At 49.8% G+C, this 20,915-nt stretch carries 19 protein-coding genes; 12 read left to right on the forward strand and 7 right to left on the reverse strand.

All coding sequences use genetic code 11. The features are described from left to right. Window positions 1-189: 189 nt before the first annotated feature. The 4 genes from dnaB to yjeM all read right to left on the reverse strand — a co-directional run bounded on the left by dnaB (window position 190) and on the right by yjeM (window position 6,375). Complete coding sequence (dnaB, locus tag QOR60_RS05370; RefSeq protein ID WP_283582339.1) at window positions 190-1,593, reverse strand: replicative DNA helicase; 1,404 nt, start codon at window positions 1,591-1,593, stop codon at window positions 190-192. 148 nt (window positions 1,594-1,741) lie between these two features. After that, window positions 1,742-2,191: a 50S ribosomal protein L9 gene (gene rplI / locus QOR60_RS05375; RefSeq protein WP_283582340.1), complete on the reverse strand. Its 450-nt coding sequence runs from the start codon at window positions 2,189-2,191 to the stop codon at window positions 1,742-1,744. Between the two features lie 5 nt (window positions 2,192-2,196). Next, on the reverse strand, window positions 2,197-4,248 hold the full coding sequence (locus QOR60_RS05380; RefSeq protein WP_283582341.1) for a DHH family phosphoesterase: 2,052 nt from the start codon (window positions 4,246-4,248) through the stop codon (window positions 2,197-2,199). Between the two features lie 576 nt (window positions 4,249-4,824). Continuing rightward, window positions 4,825-6,375: a glutamate/gamma-aminobutyrate family transporter YjeM gene (gene yjeM / locus QOR60_RS05385; protein ID WP_283582342.1), complete on the reverse strand. Its 1,551-nt coding sequence runs from the start codon at window positions 6,373-6,375 to the stop codon at window positions 4,825-4,827. A gap of 274 nt (window positions 6,376-6,649) precedes the next feature. Between yjeM and nrdI the strand changes: the two genes are divergently transcribed. The 3 genes from nrdI to QOR60_RS05400 are packed head-to-tail and all read left to right on the forward strand — an operon-like array spanning window position 6,650 to window position 8,512. Beyond that, window positions 6,650-7,102 (forward strand): class Ib ribonucleoside-diphosphate reductase assembly flavoprotein NrdI, encoded by a 453-nt coding sequence (nrdI, locus tag QOR60_RS05390; RefSeq protein ID WP_283582343.1) that lies wholly within the window; start codon window positions 6,650-6,652, stop codon window positions 7,100-7,102. A 22-nt stretch (window positions 7,103-7,124) separates the two neighbouring features. Then, on the forward strand, window positions 7,125-8,105 hold the full coding sequence (gene nrdF, locus QOR60_RS05395; RefSeq protein ID WP_283582344.1) for a class 1b ribonucleoside-diphosphate reductase subunit beta: 981 nt from the start codon (window positions 7,125-7,127) through the stop codon (window positions 8,103-8,105). Between the two features lie 26 nt (window positions 8,106-8,131). Continuing rightward, window positions 8,132-8,512, forward strand: coding sequence for a hypothetical protein (locus QOR60_RS05400; protein ID WP_283582345.1), 381 nt, complete (start codon window positions 8,132-8,134; stop codon window positions 8,510-8,512). Window positions 8,513-8,718: 206 nt separating this feature from the next. Here the strand turns inward: QOR60_RS05400 and QOR60_RS05405 are convergent, their stop codons facing one another. The 3 genes from QOR60_RS05405 to rpmH all read right to left on the reverse strand — a co-directional run bounded on the left by QOR60_RS05405 (window position 8,719) and on the right by rpmH (window position 10,128). Further along, a complete protein-coding gene (locus QOR60_RS05405) occupies window positions 8,719-9,564 on the reverse strand; it encodes a membrane protein insertase YidC (protein ID WP_283582346.1) in 846 nt (281 codons plus the stop codon). Between the two features lie 12 nt (window positions 9,565-9,576). Further along, window positions 9,577-9,921, reverse strand: coding sequence for a ribonuclease P protein component (gene rnpA / locus QOR60_RS05410; protein ID WP_283582347.1), 345 nt, complete (start codon window positions 9,919-9,921; stop codon window positions 9,577-9,579). Window positions 9,922-9,993: 72 nt separating this feature from the next. Further along, complete coding sequence (gene rpmH, locus QOR60_RS05415; RefSeq protein ID WP_010581276.1) at window positions 9,994-10,128, reverse strand: 50S ribosomal protein L34; 135 nt, start codon at window positions 10,126-10,128, stop codon at window positions 9,994-9,996. Window positions 10,129-10,673: 545 nt separating this feature from the next. Between rpmH and dnaA the strand changes: the two genes are divergently transcribed. The 9 genes from dnaA to rpsR all read left to right on the forward strand — a co-directional run bounded on the left by dnaA (window position 10,674) and on the right by rpsR (window position 20,870). Then, window positions 10,674-12,071 carry a chromosomal replication initiator protein DnaA gene (dnaA, locus tag QOR60_RS05420; protein ID WP_283582348.1) on the forward strand — a complete coding sequence of 466 codons (1,398 nt, stop codon included), beginning with the start codon at window positions 10,674-10,676 and terminating at the stop codon, window positions 12,069-12,071. Between the two features lie 165 nt (window positions 12,072-12,236). Continuing rightward, complete coding sequence (gene dnaN / locus QOR60_RS05425; RefSeq protein WP_283582349.1) at window positions 12,237-13,373, forward strand: DNA polymerase III subunit beta; 1,137 nt, start codon at window positions 12,237-12,239, stop codon at window positions 13,371-13,373. Window positions 13,374-13,623: 250 nt separating this feature from the next. Then, window positions 13,624-13,860, forward strand: coding sequence for a S4 domain-containing protein YaaA (gene yaaA, locus QOR60_RS05430; protein WP_283582350.1), 237 nt, complete (start codon window positions 13,624-13,626; stop codon window positions 13,858-13,860). Further along, window positions 13,847-15,007 (forward strand): DNA replication/repair protein RecF, encoded by a 1,161-nt coding sequence (gene recF, locus QOR60_RS05435; RefSeq protein WP_283582351.1) that lies wholly within the window; start codon window positions 13,847-13,849, stop codon window positions 15,005-15,007. Before yaaA ends, recF begins: the two co-directional genes overlap by 14 nt. Window positions 15,008-15,033: 26 nt before the next feature. Then, the gene (gene gyrB, locus QOR60_RS05440; RefSeq protein ID WP_283582352.1) at window positions 15,034-16,992 is read left to right on the forward strand and encodes a DNA topoisomerase (ATP-hydrolyzing) subunit B; all 1,959 of its coding nucleotides are present in this window, start codon (window positions 15,034-15,036) and stop codon (window positions 16,990-16,992) included. A gap of 77 nt (window positions 16,993-17,069) precedes the next feature. After that, complete coding sequence (gyrA, locus tag QOR60_RS05445; protein ID WP_283582353.1) at window positions 17,070-19,550, forward strand: DNA gyrase subunit A; 2,481 nt, start codon at window positions 17,070-17,072, stop codon at window positions 19,548-19,550. 181 nt (window positions 19,551-19,731) lie between these two features. Then, window positions 19,732-20,022, forward strand: coding sequence for a 30S ribosomal protein S6 (gene rpsF / locus QOR60_RS05450; RefSeq protein ID WP_283582354.1), 291 nt, complete (start codon window positions 19,732-19,734; stop codon window positions 20,020-20,022). 33 nt (window positions 20,023-20,055) lie between these two features. Next, on the forward strand, window positions 20,056-20,613 hold the full coding sequence (gene ssb, locus QOR60_RS05455; protein ID WP_283582355.1) for a single-stranded DNA-binding protein: 558 nt from the start codon (window positions 20,056-20,058) through the stop codon (window positions 20,611-20,613). A 20-nt stretch (window positions 20,614-20,633) separates the two neighbouring features. Then, window positions 20,634-20,870, forward strand: a complete 237-nt coding sequence (gene rpsR / locus QOR60_RS05460) for a 30S ribosomal protein S18 (protein WP_283582356.1) — start codon at window positions 20,634-20,636, stop codon at window positions 20,868-20,870. Window positions 20,871-20,915: the final 45 nt, after the last annotated feature.

Here is a 20,915-nt window from a genome sequence, read left to right on the forward strand (position 1 = left end):
ACTTCTCCTTATTAACGATTGTTATCCCGATCATTTTTGCGAAGAAGCACCTGATGTCGATGGGCGTGCAGTTCAACCACGTACTGCTTGGTTTTATTTTTGATTTCAAATCCCATGACATCATCCCTTATCATAAATTAATCAATAGTTGCATTTTACCGGCATTTTTGCTGAAAAACAAGGCACAGCCTACGGTTCATCCTGATATGCAAGGTTCGCAAACTTGTTGTACGCCTTCATAAACATCAAGCGAACCGTCCCCCGGGATCCCGCCCGGTTTTTCTCAATAATTAATTCCACTTCACCAGCGTCTGAATCATTCGGGTCGTTGGCCTGCTCCTGCTGCTGGTTCTCCTCATCATCACCGTTGTCCCGCTCATAGTAATCCTCCCGGTACAGGAAGGTAACAATATCAGCATCCTGTTCAATTGATCCGGATTCCCGAATATCGGACAGCACCGGCCGTTTATCCTGTCGCTGTTCAACCCCCCGGGATAACTGGGACAGGGCGATAATCGGGACGTTAAGTTCCTTAGCAAGCTTTTTAAGCTGCCGGGAAATTTCCGACACTTCCTGCTGCCGGCTCTCCTTGGTCGATCCTTCAATCAGTTGGAGGTAATCAACCACGATCAGATCCAGCCCGCCCTGCTCCTTGGCAAGCCGGCGGGATTTTGCCCTGATTTCACTCATTTTAATTCCCGGCGTATCGTCAATGTAAATCGATGCACCGCTCAGGGCACTGGCCGCCATCATCAGGCTCTCCCATTCATCGGCGGACAGGTTCCCACTCCGGAGGTTATCCGCCCTAATCGTTCCCTCAGCACACAACATCCGGCTGACCAGCGATTCAGCGCTCATTTCCAGGGAAAAAATTGCCACCGTTTTACTTTGATCACTAACGGCAACGTTCTGAGCGATGTTCAGGGCTAACGCCGTTTTCCCGACGGCCGGTCGGGCAGCCAAAATAACCAGGTTATCCGGTTGCAGCCCTGAAGTTTTAAGGTCAAACTCCCGGTATCCGGTCGGTAAGCCCGTAATTTCTTCGTTGTCTTCTGATAACTTACTGATATGGTCTAATTCGGCGGAAATAACGTCCCGTACGCGCCGAAAACCTTCGCCGGAACGTTCATCCGCAACGTTCATAATGGCCTGCTCAGCGTTATCTAAAAGGCCCGTAACGTCATCGTTCCGCTGGGCGTCCGCAATCATCCCGTTTGCCACGGTGATTAGCCGCCGCCGGATTGCGCTGTTCCGCACTAACTGTGCGTAGTACGCCACGTTTGCGGCCGATGGACTGGCATCAACCAGTTCTGCCAAATAATCAAGGCCACCAATGTCGTCCAGCTCATTGTTCCCACTTAACTCCGCTTGGAGAGTGACCATGTCAATTTCATCACCGTTATCGTCAACCGCTAACATTGCCTTGAAAATCAGCTGGTTGGCCTTGTGATAAAAGTCGTCTGGCTCGACGAATTCATGGGCGGCCGCCAACGTATCGCTTGCAGCCCCACTAATTAGTACCGACCCCAAAACTGCCTGTTCTGCTTCTAGGTCCTGGGGCGGGACGTTTCCTAAAATTTCACTATTATCCATTGGTTAATTCCCCGTTAACTGATTGATAAAGGGGGGTTAGCTCCTCCCGTGCAAAACAAACGAGCTAAGCGAAAGACCGCCCCGTCCGCACCTCCCGTGCTGCGTTCGGGGATTGTTTCCACCACGCCCGTTTTCTCCGTTTGTATTTCTACTTCTCCGCAATATGCACGCGAATCGTCGCCGTGACATCGTTATGCAACTTCGCCGGAACGTTCACGTAACCCATCGAGCGGATTGGTGCCGCCAACTTCATCTTCCGCTTGTCAACGTGCAGCCCATACTGCTTCGTTAATTCCTGGGCAATCTGCTTGGTCGTAATTGACCCAAAAAGCCGCCCGTCCGTCCCCGCCTTCGCGCGCATCTCAACGACATAGTCTCCCGACTCAAGTTTGGCCTTTAACTCCTTGGCTTCTGCCAGTTCAGCCGCTTCCTTTTTAGCTTCGGCGCGCTGCTGGCCCCGCAGCTGGCTCATCGCCTGCGCACTCGCCAACTTCGCCTTGTTGTTCTTGATTAGAAAGTTAGCGTAACCGTCGGGGAGTTCCTTTACTTCGCCACGTTTTCCCTTGCCACGAACATCCTGAGTAAAAATAACCTTCATTCCCGTCACTCCCAATCGTCGTTTGCTTGCTCATCTTCTTCTGCCGGTTCTTCTTCATCAGCAGTCCCATTCAAAATCGCTAATAACCGTTGCTTCGTATCGGCAATCGTCACGTCCGTCAGCTGGGCGGCGGCGTTGGCGAGGTGCCCACCACCACCAAACTTTTCCATTACCAGCTGCACGTTTGTTTTCCCAATACTCCGGGCGGAAACTCCCACGGTATCCTTGTCCCGCCGGGTAATCACAAACGAAGCTTCAACGCCGCTCACATCAAGGAGGGCGTCCGCTGCCTGGGCGGCGGTTACCGGATCATACTGGCGGTCCTCTTCACCCGTCACAATTACATTATCATCAATAAATTCAGCCCGGTCAATCAGGTGGTTCCGCTGCATAAAGTTATGCATGCTTTCCCGCATGAAGTGCCGGACCATCTGGGCATCCGCCCCGGCTGACCGCAGAAAACTAGCCGCATCAAACGTCCGCGTCCCGGTATGGTTAGCAAACGACTGCGTGTCCACCACAATTCCGGCTAACATCGCCGTTGCTTCTAGGCGATCAATTGGTTCACTATCCCGCGACTGGTACTCAAACATTTCCGTTACCAGCTCACACGTGGAACTAGCATACGGTTCAATGTAAACCAGCTGCGGGTTCTCAGGAAACTCCTCACTCCGCCGGTGGTGGTCGATTACCACTACCCGCGCCTTCAACCGCTCGTACAGTTCCGGACTAATCGCAATTGACGGCCGGGAATGGTCGACCATGATTAGTAGCGTATCATCCGTCGCCATTGCCAGGGCTTCCTTGGGGGTAACGATTACCTGATCTAATTCGGGGTACTTTGCCGTTTCGGCAAGCAGGCGTTCAACGTCCGTGTGCACCTTTTCAGGATTTACAACCACCTTACATTCCTTACCGTTCATCGCGGCAATCCGCCGAATCCCAAGGCTGGCCCCCAGCGCATCCATATCAGGTTGCTGGTGTCCCATCACAAGAACCTGGCTCGACTGAGAAATTAATTCCTGGAGTGCCTGGGAAATCATCCGTGCCCGCACCCTGGTCCGCTTTTCCATCGGGTTTGTCTTTCCCCCGTAGAACCGGGCGTCACCGGTTTCACCCCGAACAACAACCTGGTCACCCCCCCGGCCAAGGGCAAGGTCCAGGTTCCGTTGGGCCTGCCCGGATAAGGAAGCCAGGTCCGCACTGCCAAACGCAATTCCCATACTAAGGGTGACCGGGAAGTTTGTTTTCGCCGTCCGTTCACGGATTAAGTCAAGAATCTGGAACTTGTCCTTTTCAAGCGCCGCTAACATTTTGGCATACCCCACTAAAAAGAAGTGGTCCTCATCAATTCGCTTTAAAAACAGCCCAAACTGGCGCGCCCAGTCTGACAACTCATTGGTGATGAAGTTACTTAGGTTTGAAACCCGCTTATCCGACATCGACTCCGTCACTTCATCGTAGTTATCCAGGAAGATTTGCCCGATGACAACCCGTGAATCATCGTATTCCTGCTGGATTTCGGCATAATGCGTAATATCCATCAGGTAAACCGCGTTGATTTCCTGTTGGATCATCATCCGGAAGGTGTTTCCCTGCCAGGTCACCTCAACCGGTTTCTTATCATCCTGGTACTTCGTAATCAGCTGCATCAACTGGGGGGCACTTTCACCCAGCGGCTTGCCCAAAACATCTTCCTTCCCGAAGTACTGCTGCATGTACGGGTTTAGCCATTCAACAACATTATCGTTGTTGTAAAACAGTACCCCGATTGGCATCCGAATCAGCGCTTCCTGCTCGCCCTGATCAATCCGGTGCGACAGGTTCGCAATGTAGTTATTAGTGTCGCGGGTAATCTGGCGCAGAACAGCGTACACCGTTCCGAGCATTCCGCTTCCCAAGACAAGCACAACTATGCCGACAATCCAGTTCGCCCAGCAGGCCATCCCGGCACACAGCACCACGATTAGCGTCAAAAGAACCGCAATCAGTCGTAACTGCCGGTTATGCCAAAAGTCAGGCAACTTCCAAAATTCCCGTGTAAAAATTCGTTTCATTCTGTTTAAATCCATCCTTAAAGTGATTACTACCAGATCCAGCTAAGGGGACTCCCCCTACCGTTTCCGAATAACCCAGTATAAAGTGGCTCCTCGTAACTTTTCTTCTCCCTATATTCTAGCGCATCTTCCCCGTTCTTTTATTACACTTTCATGTTTTTTACTGATTCCCATACAAAAAACGGGCCGTTCTCGTAATGAAAACGGCCCGTTTGGGTGAAAAACGTACAACTTAACGCGTTTAAGCTGTTATTGGGATAGAAAAAGTACGCCTCACCTTCCCAGTCAATGGAGAAAAATTCAATGGATTACTTAAATTTATTCTCAACCTGAAAACGAATATATACATGAAAAAGGAGAACCGCTAACCACGGCTAACGGTCAGGAGAACTTTGCTTTCAGGCGCCACCAACCTGGGAAATAATTAGTAGCTTGTTTAAGAGGTTATGCCCTTATTTTAGAGAATAATTGTGACGCTTTATACTGCGTCCCCGGTCCATTTTAGCAAACACTTGTTCGCATTTCGGCTTCTATCTTTGCAGCGGTGGCTGCCGTTGAACACACCGATAAAATTATCTAGTCGTTTTCATCCTCTTCTTGCATCCGCAACTCCGCATTAAGGAGGTGCGCCTCATGCGCGTTGGTGTAGTGGTACATGATAATCGCAATCACCGCAAACGCGACCGGCCCGATTGCCGTCCAGAAGAACGTCTTTACGTCGTGGCTAAAGAGGGGTTGAATAACCGAAAAAATAACCCCAAAGAAGACCAGGAGCCACGCCACCGTTACGGTCAGTGTTGTCTGGGTTGAATTAGTAAACGCTGTAAAGGGCCGCCCTAAATTCTGGTGCGCATCAAGGGATGCAAGCCGCCGCTTAAAGAAGGGAAACGCCCCGATCAAAAAGAGGTACGGCACGGACGATGAAACGTTCATCATGTCCACTAAGATCGTGTAGAAGTCCTGCATTGTCGTTCCCCCAAAGGAAATCACAAGCAAAACGACCACAATAATTCCTGCCTGAAGCCACATTGCGTTTGCGGGCATCCCCGCAGCGTTTAACTTGGTTAACCGTTGCGGCCAAAACTTTTGGGGTGACCCAATAATAAACGACTTCAGCGGCGAATAAACTAGCACGAAAAACGATGCCGTAAACGCAAGGAGCTGGACTGCCCCCATCGCCCGGACAAGCCACCGGCTGAAGATGAGGGCGTTCGCCGGGGAAACGTGTAAGCTGTAGGCGAGCGTGTATCCCAAATTGCTGACCAGGACATAGCCAACGTTTCCTAACGTGACGCCCCGCCCTCCGAGAACGTGGTGCCAGTTTGCGCTAATTCCCCAACAAAAGATCAATAACGCGTAGGCACCAAACATCAGCACGGCTGCCAGCATGATTCCCCGCGGAAAATTCCGCTGGGCATCCCGCACGTTATCTGAGATTCCACCCATCGTTTCCATTCCGCCGTACGCAAAGACCGCATACACAAAGAATGACAGGATCGCAAGGGGCGACATAAAGTTCTTATTTGGTGAAATAACCAGCGCCTTGGCCGTTAACGGCTGTGCAAGGTGCCCGTGATGGAAGAAAAGTACCAGAACACTCCCTACTAAAACAAACCCCGTTAGGGCAAAAACAAAAATGCCGCTAATCGTCGAGATCTTGGCAATCTTATCAAATCCCCGTGTAACGCAGAAGGTGACGGCTAAAATAAACAGGCTTCCCAAAATACCAAGCGTTGCCGTTGAGGAGAGCTCTCCCAGGTGCCACGTGGTGGTCATGTCCTGCCCCCAGAACGTTTCGGATAAATTAACGAAGTTTACTGACGTATTGGAAAGAAGCCAGATAATCCACGATGCCAACCAAATGAACGTTCCGATAAACGCTCCCCGCTCACCAATCGCAAACTCCAGCCACGAATAAATCCCTCCCCGGGCATCCTTCAGGACCGACCCGTACTCCGCAAACATTAATGCACTGGGAAGGAAGAAGAATAATGCAGCTAAGACATACCACATAATCGCCGCATACCCCATCTGGTAGTAGGCAATGGCCGTGTTCCCCATTCCGTAAATTGCCGCTGCTACCATCAGAACAATTCCCCAGATTCCAATTTTTTGTTGTTTCCGCATGTTATTTCACCGCCACCAAAATTTATTATGTATGCACAAATAATTAACTTGGCTCCTATTATTGCCACCTTTTCTGCATAAAGCAAATGAATATTATAATAATATGCACAAAAATTAATAAAACAAAGCAAAATAACCGGAGAACGGGGGCCTAAATCAAGCGGTCCCCCTTGCATGTGAACGGAATATCTTGTAAGCTAACAAGCGTTAACCACAATATATTGTGGTTCGATACGGAATAGTGCACAATAAACACCAACTTACCGGGGAGGTTGTGAGGATGATTAATATTTTGTTTATTTCCGTTGAGGGAAACACGCGCACGTTCATTCAAAAACTAACGGACTACGCCGAACAGCAACACGCTAAGGACGACCAGGCACCGCTAATTAATGCCAAGGAAATCAGCGACATAACGCCGTTTGCGGATGAAACCGCCGATTACTTCGTTTTTGTTCCGACGTATCTGGACGGCGGGAACGGGATTGATAACGGGGTTAAGGAACTAATGACTAATTCCCTTGGCGAATACATTGGGTATAATGATAATGCCACTCATTGCCGTGGCGTCATTGGTTCGGGAAACCGGAACTTTAACCAGCAGTACTGCCTCACTGCACGGCGGTACGCGGAACAGTTTAACGCCCCGTTCCTTGATGACTACGAATTACGGGGAACAACTGATGACGTTGCGCGCATTTACACCACACTCGTTGAAAACAATTAATTAAGCGGAGGGGTTATTCACTATGGCAGATAAAAGCTACAAATCAATTAATTGGAACCAGATTGACGATGAAATTGATAAGGCAACCTGGGAAAAACTTACCGAACAGTTCTGGCTTGATACCCGGGTGCCGGTTTCTAACGATCTTCCGGATTGGCGGAAACTCGACGACAAGCACAAGTACCTGGTCGGCCACGTTTTCGGTGGATTGACCCTGTTAGATACGGTTCAGTCCCAGGACGGAATGGCCTCCCTCAGACGGCACGTCCGGACACAGCACGAAACGGCCGTCCTAAACAACATCCAGTTCATGGAATCCGTTCACGCTAAGAGTTACTCCACCATTTTCTCGACGTTGAACACGCCGGAGGAAATCAGTGAAATCTTTGAGTGGAGTGATTCGGAAGAATACCTTCAAAACAAGGCCAACTGGATTGCCGACATTTACAAGGACACGTCCGCTGACCCGCTTAAGCAGAAGGTCGCCAACGTTTTCCTTGAAACGTGCCTCTTTTACTCCGGGTTCTACACCCCGCTGTACTACCTCGGCCATAATCAGCTCGCTAACACGGCTGAAATCATTAAGTTGATCTTACGGGACGAATCAGTCCACGGCACGTACATCGGCTACAAGTTCCAGCTTGGATTAAAGGAACGGAGCCAAAACGAACAGGACGCCGTGAAGGACTGGCTGTACGACTTCTTATACCAGCTTTACGACAACGAAGAAAAGTACACGAAGCTCCTGTACGATGAAGTCGGCTGGACGGACCAGGTGCTGACGTTTGTGCGCTACAACGCTAATAAGGCGCTGATGAACCTCGGGATGGATCCGATCTTCCCGGACACCGCCGATGACGTTGAACCAACCGTCCTAAACGGGATTTCAACCACCACGTCAAACCACGACTTCTTCTCCCAGGTCGGGAACGGATACCGCCTCGGCCAGGTTGAAGCCATGAGTGATGACGACTACAACAAGTGGTCAAACGCAGACAAGTAACCAGCATACAATTTACGGGGGACAAAATGGAACGAGTACGAAACATCACCGCGTTTATGCGGCAAAACCTCACAACCGGGGTAATTACGGTCGATAATCTCATGCTTGACTTGAGTGGTGCTGATCACGGCCGCGTCTTTCTTAAGAACCTTGCTAAGCAAATCCTGAACGGCCAAACGTGGTACACGGGCGTTTACTTCCAGTTTAACGATGGCCGGGATGTGCGGGAAACCGTGATGACAAACTACCAGAAGATTGCTAACTGGCTGCACACCGTTGATACCATGGTCGTAAACCAGGAACTAACGGAAAACGCCGACCCAACTACCACCAATGAAACCAAGTGGCTCCGCGTTACGGAGCACGCAAGCATGAAACTAATCCGCGAGCCGATTGCCGCTGATTAGTTGGTATAAAAGAATAAAACGGCCGAGAGGAGAACAGTGTGCGGCGAGTAATGCCCGCAACCGACTCCGCTTCGGCCGTTTTTTGTATTAGGTTTTACAGCGCAAAGAGGCGGCGTATCACGCACAGCCTCCTTGTAGTGTTTATAAAAAACATGGTGCCCCACCTGATTTCGGTGATGACACCATGCTAAAGTTTTAATCTAATGTTAACCCTTTTTCCGGTTTTTCAACGCTTTTTGCCGCGCCTTCCGTTTCTTTCGCTGTGCTTCCTTTGCCTGCCGTTCCTGTTCCTCCCGCTCACGACGAATCTTAAACGGGTTTGAAATTAACAGAATTTGACCAACAGAAAAGGCATTGGTAATCATCCAGTACAGCGATAGTGCCGCTGGAAAGTTGATGGCCATGATAAACGTCATAATCGACATTCCGTACGTCATGATCTTCGTCATCCCGTTTTGTTCCGGCTGAGACATCATGCTTAGGTACGACGTTAAGAACGTAAATAACGCCGCCAAGATCGGCATGATGTAGTACGGATCCTTATCCCCTAGTTCCATCCAGAAGAAGTGGCCGGATTTCAGGACCGGCGACCGGAAAATGGCCTGATACAGGGCAATCAACACGGGCATCTGGACCAGCATCGGTAAACACCCGGCAACCGGTGAAATTCCGGCATCCGCGTATAACTTCTGCTGCTCTTCTTGCATTGCCCGCGCCTGATTCGGATCAGTCCGGGCATCGGGATACTTCGCCTGTAACGCCTTAAACTGTGGCTGCAACTCGGTCGTCTTCCGCATCGACTTGTTCTGGTAGAACATCAACGGGAGGATAATAATCCGCACAATTACGGTGAAGACAATAATTCCCCACCCGTAATTATTACCAAATAAGTGACTGAGCCATTCGATTGCCCGGATAAAGTTCCAAATTACGTAATGGTCCCAAATCCCCGTACTATGAGCAGTAACGTTGCTCGTTCCGCATCCTGCTAACAGTAGTGGCAGTGCCATCACACTTAGAATAACAAGTCCGCGCTTGTGCTTTTTCTTCATGCGTATTTCCTCTTATTCAGCTGGTAAAATCTTCGCGAGTCGCAGAACGTGCATCAGGTGCCGCTTAACGTCCCCCATTGCCATTCCAGAAACGGCCGGCCGCGCAATTACCAGGAAATCACAGTCCTGTTTTAGCTGGGGCTTAAGTTCCGTTAGGCTCTGCCGAATCCGTCGCTTAACCCAGTTCCGCGCCACGGAATTACCAATCTTCTTCCCCACTGAGATTCCTACCCGAAAATGAGGTTGATTTGGTTTTTCCAAAACGTACACAACAAACTGACGGTTAGCGTACGACTTTCCGGTCGCAAAGACCCGCTGAAACTCCGCTTCTTTTTTGACGCGATATGATTTTCTCATAATCCATCTCCAAAAATCCGTGGCTTTTTCCTTTAATAAGTAAAAGAAAAAGACCACTGACGGTCCAGTGGCCTATGCAGACAATACTTTTCTGCCTTTCCGGCGACGCCGTGCAAGCACCTTCCGGCCATTGCTCGTGCTCATCCGCTTCCGGAAACCGTGAACCCGTTGCCGGTGCCGCTTCTTCGGTTGGTATGTTCGCTTCATGCTGCTGCACCTCCTATTCAATTTCCCAACAAGATTGACCGGTCACCCGCGCCAACTGCCAGGTCAAGACTTACCCTATAAGCCTACCATACAGCCTCCCAAATGAAAAGCAGTTTTTCCCTAGAAATCCAGAAGTAGCCGCCATGGTATCCCCAAAAACGGTGGATAATCTTGTGGACAATGTGGATAAACCCAGAATGTTATTCGCACTTAATCCCCACAATTCACGAAATCATCCGCAAATTCACCCCCGTTGAACAAGAATGTGCACAGTTCTGTGAATTCTGTGGATAATCGCAAAACAACCCTGATTTATTAGGATTTCATTGGTGTAAAACTTCTGTGACTTGTTCGTAACCGTTTTGAAATATCCCCACAATTCACATTTTCTGTGGATAAATTATTCCTGAAATGTGCTTTTAGGGGATTTTTTTATCCTCACCTTGTGAATTACTCCCCTAAAAAACAAAACCGTTGTGGAAAAAAAGCAAGCCGTTATGGTAGACTAGGTGCGTAATTCTAAGTTAAGTAGGGAGGAATTTGTCGTGGCGAATCAAAGTCAACCAAGTTTAGCGACTATCTGGCAATTCATTAGCGACACCCTCCGGCAGGATCTTTCTCCAACTTCATTTGCAACCTGGATCGAAACGGCAACCCCGGAATCGTTTACGGATAACGTGTTAACAATTACCGTTCCTACCCAGTTTCACGCCGATTTTTGGCGCGATACCCTTGCAGAAAAAGTAAGTGCCCTCCTAAAGAAATCAACGAAGGACACCATTACGATCCTGGCGCAGGTTCCAGAAGACGCAAACCCGTTGTCCCAAACGGTGACTCACGATGCCGGCCAATCCCAGAAAAATATTGACCAGACCGGAACCAGCAACGACTTCGATCAGGTTCCAGCGTACATGAAACCCTCATCCCTCAACGATCATTACACCTTTGAAAACTTCGTTGTGGGTGAAGGCAACCGGATGGCCCAAGCAGCGGCACTGTCAGTCGCCGAACAACCGGGATCGATGTATAATCCCCTGTTAATTTATGGTGGCGTTGGGTTGGGAAAAACCCACCTAATGCAAGCCATTGGCCACCGGATGCTTGAAATTAACCCTAATTACACCATCCGGTTTGTTTCCAGTGAAACGTTTACGAACGATTTCATTGATTCAATTCGGAATAACCGCCAGGCTGAATTTCGTGATGCGTACCGGAACGTCGATCTCCTTTTAATCGACGACATCCAGTTCTTCGCGGATAAGGATTCCACTAAGGAAGAATTCTTCCACACGTTTGAGGACCTATTTGAAAAGAATAAACAGATTGTCTTTACGTCTGACCGCCAACCAGAACAAATTCCTAACCTGGAGGACCGCCTTGTTTCCCGGTTTAAGATGGGGCTTTCCGTTGATATTACCCCCCCTGACCTTGAAACCCGGATCGCAATCCTCCGGAATAAAGCTGACGATAACCACGTGAGTGCAACCGACGATGCGCTGAAGTACATTGCTAATAACCAGGCGGATAAGAGTGTGCGGGACCTGCAGGGAGCGCTTAACCGGGTAATTGCCTACTCCCGGTTAAACAATAAGCCGATTACAACGGACTTAGCTGCCCAGGCGCTCCAAAACTACAACACGCAGGTCACCCGGCCAGAGCTTTCGATTGCCCTCATTCAGGAGAAGGTCGCCGCTCATTTTCACGTAACGGTTGATGATTTAAAGGGGCGCAAACGGGTTAAAACAATCGTTGTTCCCCGGCAAATTGCAATGTACCTTTCCCGGACAATGACGGATGCTTCCCTTCCCCGGATTGGAAACGAATTTGGGGGGAAGGATCACACGACGGTGATCCATGCCTACGACAAGATTGATGCTGCGCTTAAGGAGGACGCATCTTTACGTCAAACAGTTGCTGATATTAAAGCTGCCCTCCAAAAATAGCCTGTGAATAACCTGCGAGTAATCCCCAAAAGTTATTCACAGGTTATTAACAAGTTTAATTAACGTGATCTTCACTATTTCGGGGGTTATCCACAAAATAAACAGCCCCTAATACTATTACTGTTATTCTTTATAATTAATTATTAATAACCAGGAGGAACATCCATGGAATTTTCTGTAAATCGCAATGCTTTCTTAGCCAAACTCAATGACGTTCAACGGGCAATTTCAACTAAAACCGCCATTGAAATCTTGACGGGCTTAAAATTAGATTTAACTGACGACGGCTTAACCTTAACTGGAAGTAATGCTGATATTACCATCCAAACACAACTCCCAGTGACTGCTTCACCTGCAGACCTAACTATTGAATCAACGGGCTCCATTGTTTTACCAGCGCGTTTTTTCAGTGAAATTGTTAAAAAACTTCCTGAAAAAACAATGAAGGTCACGGTTAATGACCACTACCAAGCAACCATCACGTCAGGATCCGCTTCCTTTACAATTAATGGGCTGGATGCCGTTAACTACCCACACTTACCGGAAATTGATACGGCAGAACAACTGACAATTGCGGGGGACGTTTTAAAACAGATTATTAGCCAGACCGTAATTGCCGTCTCCAGGCAGGAAAGCCGGCCAATGTTAACTGGAATTCACGTTACCATTCATAACGGGGAATTATTGGCAGTCGCAACGGACTCCCACCGGCTAAGTCAACGGAAAATTACGTTAACGGATGCGCCGGAGGTTGACTATGACATTATTGTTCCCGGCGATGCGTTCCGCGAATTCTCCCGGATGATTGATGATAACGAGCAACTTCATCTCCGGGTTGCCGAAAACCAAATTCTCTTTACGTGGGGAACAACGGCGTTTTATTCCCGGCTGCTTGATGGGATGTACCCGGAAACATCCCGGTTAATTCCGCAGGATTCAAGCACGCAGGTAGAATTTAATGCGGGGGTTTTGTTACAAGCAATCGAACGGGCGTCACTGTTATCGCATGCCGGTCAAAATAACGTTGTTAAGCTGGAACTTGATACTGACGCACAGCGGGCAACGCTTTCCGGGAACTCACCGGAAGTCGGAAACGTCGAGGAAGAATTACAGTTTAGTTCCCTTTCTGGTGAGGGGATTGCGATCTCGTTTAACCCGGATTACATGAAGGATGCGCTCCGGTCATTTGGCCAAGCAACCATCAAGTTGGCCTTTACCCAACCACTCCGGCCGTTTACCCTCGTTCCAAGCGACGACCAGGGTGACTTTATCCAGTTAATTACGCCGGTGCGGACGGTTTAAGACAGGAAATTAGCTGCGAAAAACGAATAGCCAAAAGAAGGTGGAGTGCACACCTTCTTTTTTTACGGGAAAATTTAGCTGAGAGGGTTACAAGCGATTTTAAGGACGTTTACGGGAGTTGGATTGATTGTAAGTGGAAGACCATTCAATCACTACAAATGAGCTGAAACAGGCCGTTATTCGCTTCTAATTGTTTTTAGGGGGCAAAAAAGCTATAATTAAAGGCGGACACGAAAGTGAGGGATGCTGTGTGAGAAATGAATTTCGGCTTCGAAAACCGGTAATTACCCTGGGGCAATTACTTAAAAGCATCGATCTAATTTCTTCGGGAGGCCAGGCTAAGTGGTACTTAGCGAACAATGAGGTCTTGGTCAACGGCGAACCCGAAGACCGCCGGGGCAGGAAACTCCGCGCTGGTGATACGGTGACGCTTCCCGATAAGCAGGTAATTACGCTGAAAGCGATGGGTCCCCGTGCACCTCGATAAACTTCAACTCACCGATTTTCGAAATTATGCGGACCTCACGGCTGAGTTTTCACCGCAAACGAACGTGTTACTCGGACAGAACGCGCAGGGGAAGACGAATTTACTAGAAGCAATTTATCTTCTGGCAATGACACGGAGTCACCGGACGGCGAATGACCGGCAACTTATTCGCTTTGGGCAAAAAAGCGCCCAGATTGAAGGAGTAGTAAGCCGGAAACTAGGACCGCTCCGGTTAAGCGTTTCCCTTGGCCCAACCGGGAAACGGGTCCGGGTTAATCAGCTAGAACAGGCGAAGCTCTCGCAGTACATCGGTCAGATGAACGTCATCTTATTTGCACCCGAGGATCTTGCGCTCGTAAAGGGGGCGCCTGCGATTCGCCGCCGGTTTGTTGATATGGAGTTTGGTCAAATTGATGCCCGGTACTTGGCCGCCCTTAGCCAGTACCGGACAGTCCTACGGCAGCGAAACCAGTACCTTAAGCAGCTGCAACTTAATCAGGCGCGCGATGAGGTGTACCTCGACGTGTTGTCCGCCCAGTTAGCGGAATTAGGCGGAATAATCATCGCTAAACGGGTTAAGTACCTTACACAGCTAGAACAGTACGCCCAGGAGTTGCAACATGAGATTACTCAGGGAGATGAGCAGCTGACGATCCGGTATCACGCCCGTCTCTTAAAGGAAATCGGTGCGACTGCCGAGGAAGTGGGGGAACAACTGACCACAAAGTATCAGGAAATTCGGCTAACCGAGGTAGAGAAGGGAACGACGTTAGCGGGGCCCCACTTGGACGATGTTTATTTCTACCTTAACGGAAAGAACGTGCAGTCATACGGTTCACAGGGGCAGCAGCGAACAACGGCGTTGGCGGTTAAGTTAGCTGAGATTGGGTTGATGCAGGAGGCGACGGGGGAAGCGCCGATTCTCTTGCTTGACGACGTTTTATCTGAACTGGATGGAATGCGCCAGACTCATCTTCTCCGGGCAATTCAGGATCGGGTGCAGACGTTTTTAACGTCGCCGGCGCTGAGCGATGTTGCGCGGAAATTAATTAACGCTCCCCGCATTTTTACGGTTAGTGCGGGAACGATCACGCCAACCGAAAATATTTCCCCGGAAATACCAGACAGTAAAACCACCACTGATTGATGTTAATTAGGAAGGAAGGAATCACCTTGACTGAAGAAGAGAAGACAACGGCGGCTAAACAGGCCGCGGCAAAGGAATATGATGCCAGTCAAATCCAGGTGTTGGAGGGACTGGAAGCTGTCCGGAAGCGGCCAGGAATGTACATTGGTTCTACTAGTTCTCAGGGATTACACCACCTTGTATGGGAAATCATTGATAACGGAATTGATGAAGCCCTTGCAGGGTTTGCAACGGAGATTAACGTCACCGTTGAGGAGGACAACAGCATTACCGTTCGGGATAACGGGCGGGGAATTCCGGTTGACATCCAACCAAAGACGGGGCGGCCAGCCCTTGAAACCGTCTTTACCGTTTTGCACGCCGGCGGAAAGTTCGGCGGCGGCGGGTACAAGGTATCTGGTGGGCTCCACGGGGTGGGAGCCTCAGTTGTAAACGCCCTGGCAACCGAATTAGACGTTCAGGTTATGCGGGCTGGTGACACTAACATCTACGGAATGGACTTCAAGCGGGGCAAGGTTGTCCACGCAATGGAGGTAATCGGCCACTGTGATGCTGATACGCACGGAACAATGGTGCACTTTAAGCCGGATGCTGATATTTTCCGGGAGACAACGGTGTACGACATTAACGTGTTGACGACCCGGATTCGGGAACTGGCTTTCCTAAACAAGGGACTGCGGATCACGATTGATGATAAGCGGCCGGAAGAGCCAACGCACGCGGATTTTCACTATGCGGGGGGAATTAAGCACTACATTGATTACCTAAACGAGGGGAAGGAGAAACTTTTCCCGGAGCCGATTTACGTTGAGGGGGAGGAAAACGGGATTACCGTTGAGGTTGCCCTGCAGTACACGGACGACTTCCATTCAAACCTGCTGACGTTTACGAATAACATCCACACGTATGAAGGTGGGACGCACGAGGCCGGCTTCAAGACGGCATTGACGCGGGTCATTAACGACTATGCCCGGAAGAACGGAATTTTAAAGGACAACGACCCGAACCTTTCCGGGGAGGATGTCCGGGAAGGGCTCACGGCCGTAGTATCAATTAAACACCCGGACCCGCAGTTTGAAGGCCAGACGAAGACGAAGCTGGGGAATTCGGATGCCCGGCACGCCACGGATAAGCTTTTTACCGCCACCTTCTCGAAATTTATGTTGGAGAACCCAACGGTTGCAAAGCAGATTGTTGAAAAGGGAATGCTGGCTGCGAAGGCGCGGGTTGCTGCTAAGCGGGCGCGGGAAGTAACGCGGAAGAAGAACGGGCTAGAAATTAGTAACCTTCCCGGAAAGCTGGCGGATAACACCAGTAAGGACCCTGAGATTTCAGAACTATTTATCGTCGAGGGGGATTCCGCGGGTGGTTCCGCTAAGCAGGGCCGGTCGCGGCTAACGCAGGCAATCCTTCCAATCCGGGGAAAGATTTTGAACGTTGAAAAGGCCAGCTTAGACCGGATCCTGGCAAACGATGAAATTCGTTCCCTGTTTACCGCTTTGGGAACAGGGTTCGGAGATGACTTTGATGTCGAAAAGGCGAACTACCATAAGTTGATTATCATGACGGATGCCGATGTTGATGGCGCCCACATTCGGACGTTACTTCTGACGCTGTTCTACCGGTTCATGCGGCCGATGATTGAGAAGGGCTACGTTTACATTGCCCAGCCACCGTTGTACCAGGTTCGGCAGGGGAAGATGATTAAGTACATTGATTCGGACGAAGAACTTGATGAGGTGCTTGGGCAGCTTCCGCCAAGTCCAAAGCCAGTTATCCAGCGGTACAAGGGGCTTGGTGAAATGGATGCCGAACAGTTGTGGGAGACCACGATGGATCCGGCAAACCGGCGGCTCTTACGGGTGGATTTATCTGATGCGGAGGAAGCAAACGGAATCTTTGAAATGCTGATGGGGGATCATGTTGGTCCGCGGCGGCAGTTTATTGAAGATAACGCAACGTTTGTTGAAAACCTGGATATTTAGGAATTCCGCCGTTGATTAAGTGGTGGAACAGGATGTTTCATGTGAAACACTGACGTGACGTAAGGAGGATGTGACAAGTGGTTGAATTACCAGACCGCATAAAGAATGTTGACCTGTCGAAGGTCATGCGGGAATCGTTCCTGGACTACGCGATGAGCGTAATTGTTGCCCGGGCGTTACCAGATGTGCGGGATGGCCTTAAGCCCGTTCACCGGCGGATTTTGTACGGGATGAACGAGCTTGGGGTTACCCCAGATAAGCCGTATAAAAAGTCGGCCAGAATTGTTGGGGACGTAATGGGGAAGTTCCACCCGCACGGGGATGCGGCAATTTACGAGTCGATGGTGCGGATGGCCCAAGATTTCAGTTACCGGTACCTGTTAGTTGATGGGCACGGAAACTTTGGCTCGGTCGATGGTGATGGTGCGGCCGCAATGCGGTACACCGAAGCCCGGATGAGCAAAATCACGCTGGAAATGCTCCGGGACATTAACAAGGATACGATTGATTTTCAGGACAACTATGACGGCACGGAGCGGGAACCAGAAGTCCTTCCAGCCCGGTTCCCGAACCTGTTAGTTAACGGGGCGACGGGGATTGCGGTTGGGATGACAACCAACATTCCGCCGCACAACATGGCGGAAGTAATTTCCGGATTGCATATTCTGATGGAAAACCCGGATGCGACAACGGCAGACCTGATGGAGGCCATCCCGGGACCTGATTTCCCAACTGGTGGGGTTGTCATTGGCAAGTCCGGAATTCGTAAGGCGTACGAAACGGGGCACGGAACGGTAACCTTACGGGCAAAGGTTGATATTGAAGAGCAACCAAACGGGAAGGAACAGATTATCGTCCACGAAATTCCGTACATGGTTAATAAGGCCAAGTTAATTGAGCGGATTGCTGAGTTAACCCGGGAAAAGAAGATTGACGGAATTACTAATATTCAGGATGAGTCTGACCGGGATGGAATGCAGATCACGATTGATGTGCGGCGTGATGCGAGTGCGTCAGTGGTCCTTAACAACCTTTACAAGTTAACGCTGATGCAGACGTCGTACACGTTTAACATGCTTGCAATCGTAAACGGCACGCCGAAGCTGTTGAGCTTGAAAGAGATTTTGCAGCATTACCTGGACCACCAGGAAAGCGTTATTCGGCGGCGGACGCAGTTTGACCTGAAGAAGGCGAAGGCGCGGGCCCACATTCTTGAAGGGTTACGGATTGCGCTGGATCACATTGATGAAATCATTAGCATTATCCGGAACTCGCAAACGGCGGAGATTGCCAAGAACCAGTTGATGGATAACTACCAGCTGAGTGATAAGCAGGCGCAGGCCATTCTGGATATGCGGCTTGTCCGGTTAACCGGTCTGGAACGCGAAAAGGTCGACAACGAGTACAAGAAGACGATGGCGGCCATTGCCGATTACGAAGACATTCTGGCCCATGAAGACCGGATTAAGGAGATCATTTATAACGAGCTCCTTGCCATTCAGGAGAAGTTTGGCGATGAACGGCGGACAGAACTCATGGTCGGCGAAGTCCTGAGCATTGAAGACGAAGACCTCATCGAAGAAGAAAATGTTGTGGTAACCCTCACGCATAACGGTTACATTAAACGGCTTCCGACCAAGGACTTTAAGTCCCAGAACCGGGGCGGTCGGGGCGTTCAGGGAATGGGCGTTCACGATGATGATTTCATCGAACACCTGTTAACGACGTCGACCCACGAAGAGCTTCTGTTCTTTACGAATAAGGGGAAGGTTTACCGGATGAAGGGATATGAAATCCCAGAATACGGCCGGGCTGCTAAGGGAATTCCGGTAATTAACCTCCTTAATATCGCGGGGGACGAACGGATTCAAACCGTAATCAACCTGTCGAAGGATGCCCGTGACGGCAACCACTACTTCTTCTTTACCACCGTTAAGGGTGTTGTTAAACGCACGGCGGTGGCTGAATTTGAGAATATTCGGAGTAACGGGTTAAAGGCAATCAACCTAAAGGACGACGATGAACTGATTAACGTTGCCGTAACGGACGGTAACCAGAATATCATTATCGGCACCCACAAAGGATACGCGGCAAGTTTCTGGGAGGACCAGGTGCGGTCAATGGGCCGGTCAGCCACGGGAGTTCGGGGGATTCGGCTGCGGGATGATGATTATGTCATCGGTTCTGACCTGTTAGTTCCGGGAGCACAGGTGCTGGTTATTTCCGCTAATGGTTACGGAAAGCAAACACCAGTAAGTGAATACCCGATTAAAGGTCGTGGTGGTAAGGGAATTAAGACGGCCAACATTACCGCCAAGAACGGCCCGCTGGTTGGGTTAACCACCGTTACGGGTGACGAAGACATCATGGTGATCACCGATAAGGGGGTCATTATCCGCTTTGCTGCGGCAAGCGTTTCGTCAACCGGCCGGGCAACGATGGGGGTTCATTTGATTAACCTGACGGATGATGCCCATGTTTCCACGATGGCGAAGGTCGCGCCAGAAGAAGCCGGTTCTTCGGATGAGGAAACCGCAGAGACGCAGGACGAAAAATAATTCCAAATAAAAACGACGAAGAGTATCTTTTTTGACGTAGTTATAAGTAGCTGCGGGTTCAACTCTTCGTTGTTTTTAGTTTGGAGGAATGATACAATAATTAACCGTGAGTACCTAACGATAGGCTACTCCTTGTTCTTATCATTTAAGAACCAATAGTCCATAAGGAGGTGACACAGTCATGACAAAGTACGAAATTACGTACATCATCAACCCATCACTGGATGAGGCAGCTAAGAACGAACTGGTTAGCCGGTTTGACAAGGTATTAGCTGATAACGGTGCTGAGGTGGTTGATTCAAAGGACTGGTCAAAGCGGCGTTTCGCATACGAAATTAACGGCTACAGTGAAGGAATGTACCACATTGTAAACGTTAAGGCGGAGAACGCGGACGCAATTAACGAATTTGACCGGCTTGCTAAGATCAACGACGGAATTCTTCGTCACATGATCGTTAAGCGCGAAGACTAATTTAGATTACCGACATTAAAGGAGGAATGCACCATGATTAACCGGGCTGTTCTTGTTGGACGGTTAACACGTGACCCGGACTTACGGTACACACCGTCAGGGGTTGCTGTGGCGAACTTTACGTTGGCCGTTGACCGGCAGTTTAAGAACCAAAACGGCGAACGCGAAGCTGATTTTATTAACTGCGTAATTTGGCGGAAGTCAGCCGAAACGTTGGCAAATTATACCCATAAAGGAGCCTTAATTGCCGTTGAGGGGCGGATTCAAACCCGGTCGTATGATGACCAGAACGGGAACCGGGTCTACCGGACAGAGGTTGTTGCTGACAACTTCTCGTTCTTGGAATCAAAGGCGGATTCAGAACGCTACCGGCAGCAGAACGGTGGTCAAGGTGCCCCTCAGAGTAACGGTGCGGTGCAGAATACGTTTAGTGATAATCAGGACTTTGGCATGCCAGCGGGTGGCAACCCTACCCCGGCACAGGGTCCGGCGGATTCAACACCAACGAATAACCAGCAGGATAGCGATCCGTTTGCAGATAACGGGAATGGGGATACCACAACGATTTCTGAGAACGATCTGCCGTTCTAGCGAACGAAGGAGGGATTTTCATGGCACAACAGCGTCGTGGTGGCCGGCGGCGGCGGAAGATTGATTACATCGCCGCAAACCACATTGAATACATCGATTACAAGGATACAGATTTGCTGAAGCGTTTCATTTCAGAACGGGGTAAGATTTTACCACGTCGGGTAACCGGAACAAGCGCTAAGAACCAGCGGAAGTTAACGGTTGCAATCAAGCGGGCCCGGATTATGGGACTGTTACCGTTTGTGGCTGAAGACTAATCAGCAATTCAGAAAAGAAGCCTGGGTTTCAGAACCCCGGCTTCT

The organism is Ligilactobacillus hohenheimensis, from assembly GCF_947381805.1.
GTDB classification, from domain to species: domain Bacteria; phylum Bacillota; class Bacilli; order Lactobacillales; family Lactobacillaceae; genus Ligilactobacillus; species Ligilactobacillus hohenheimensis.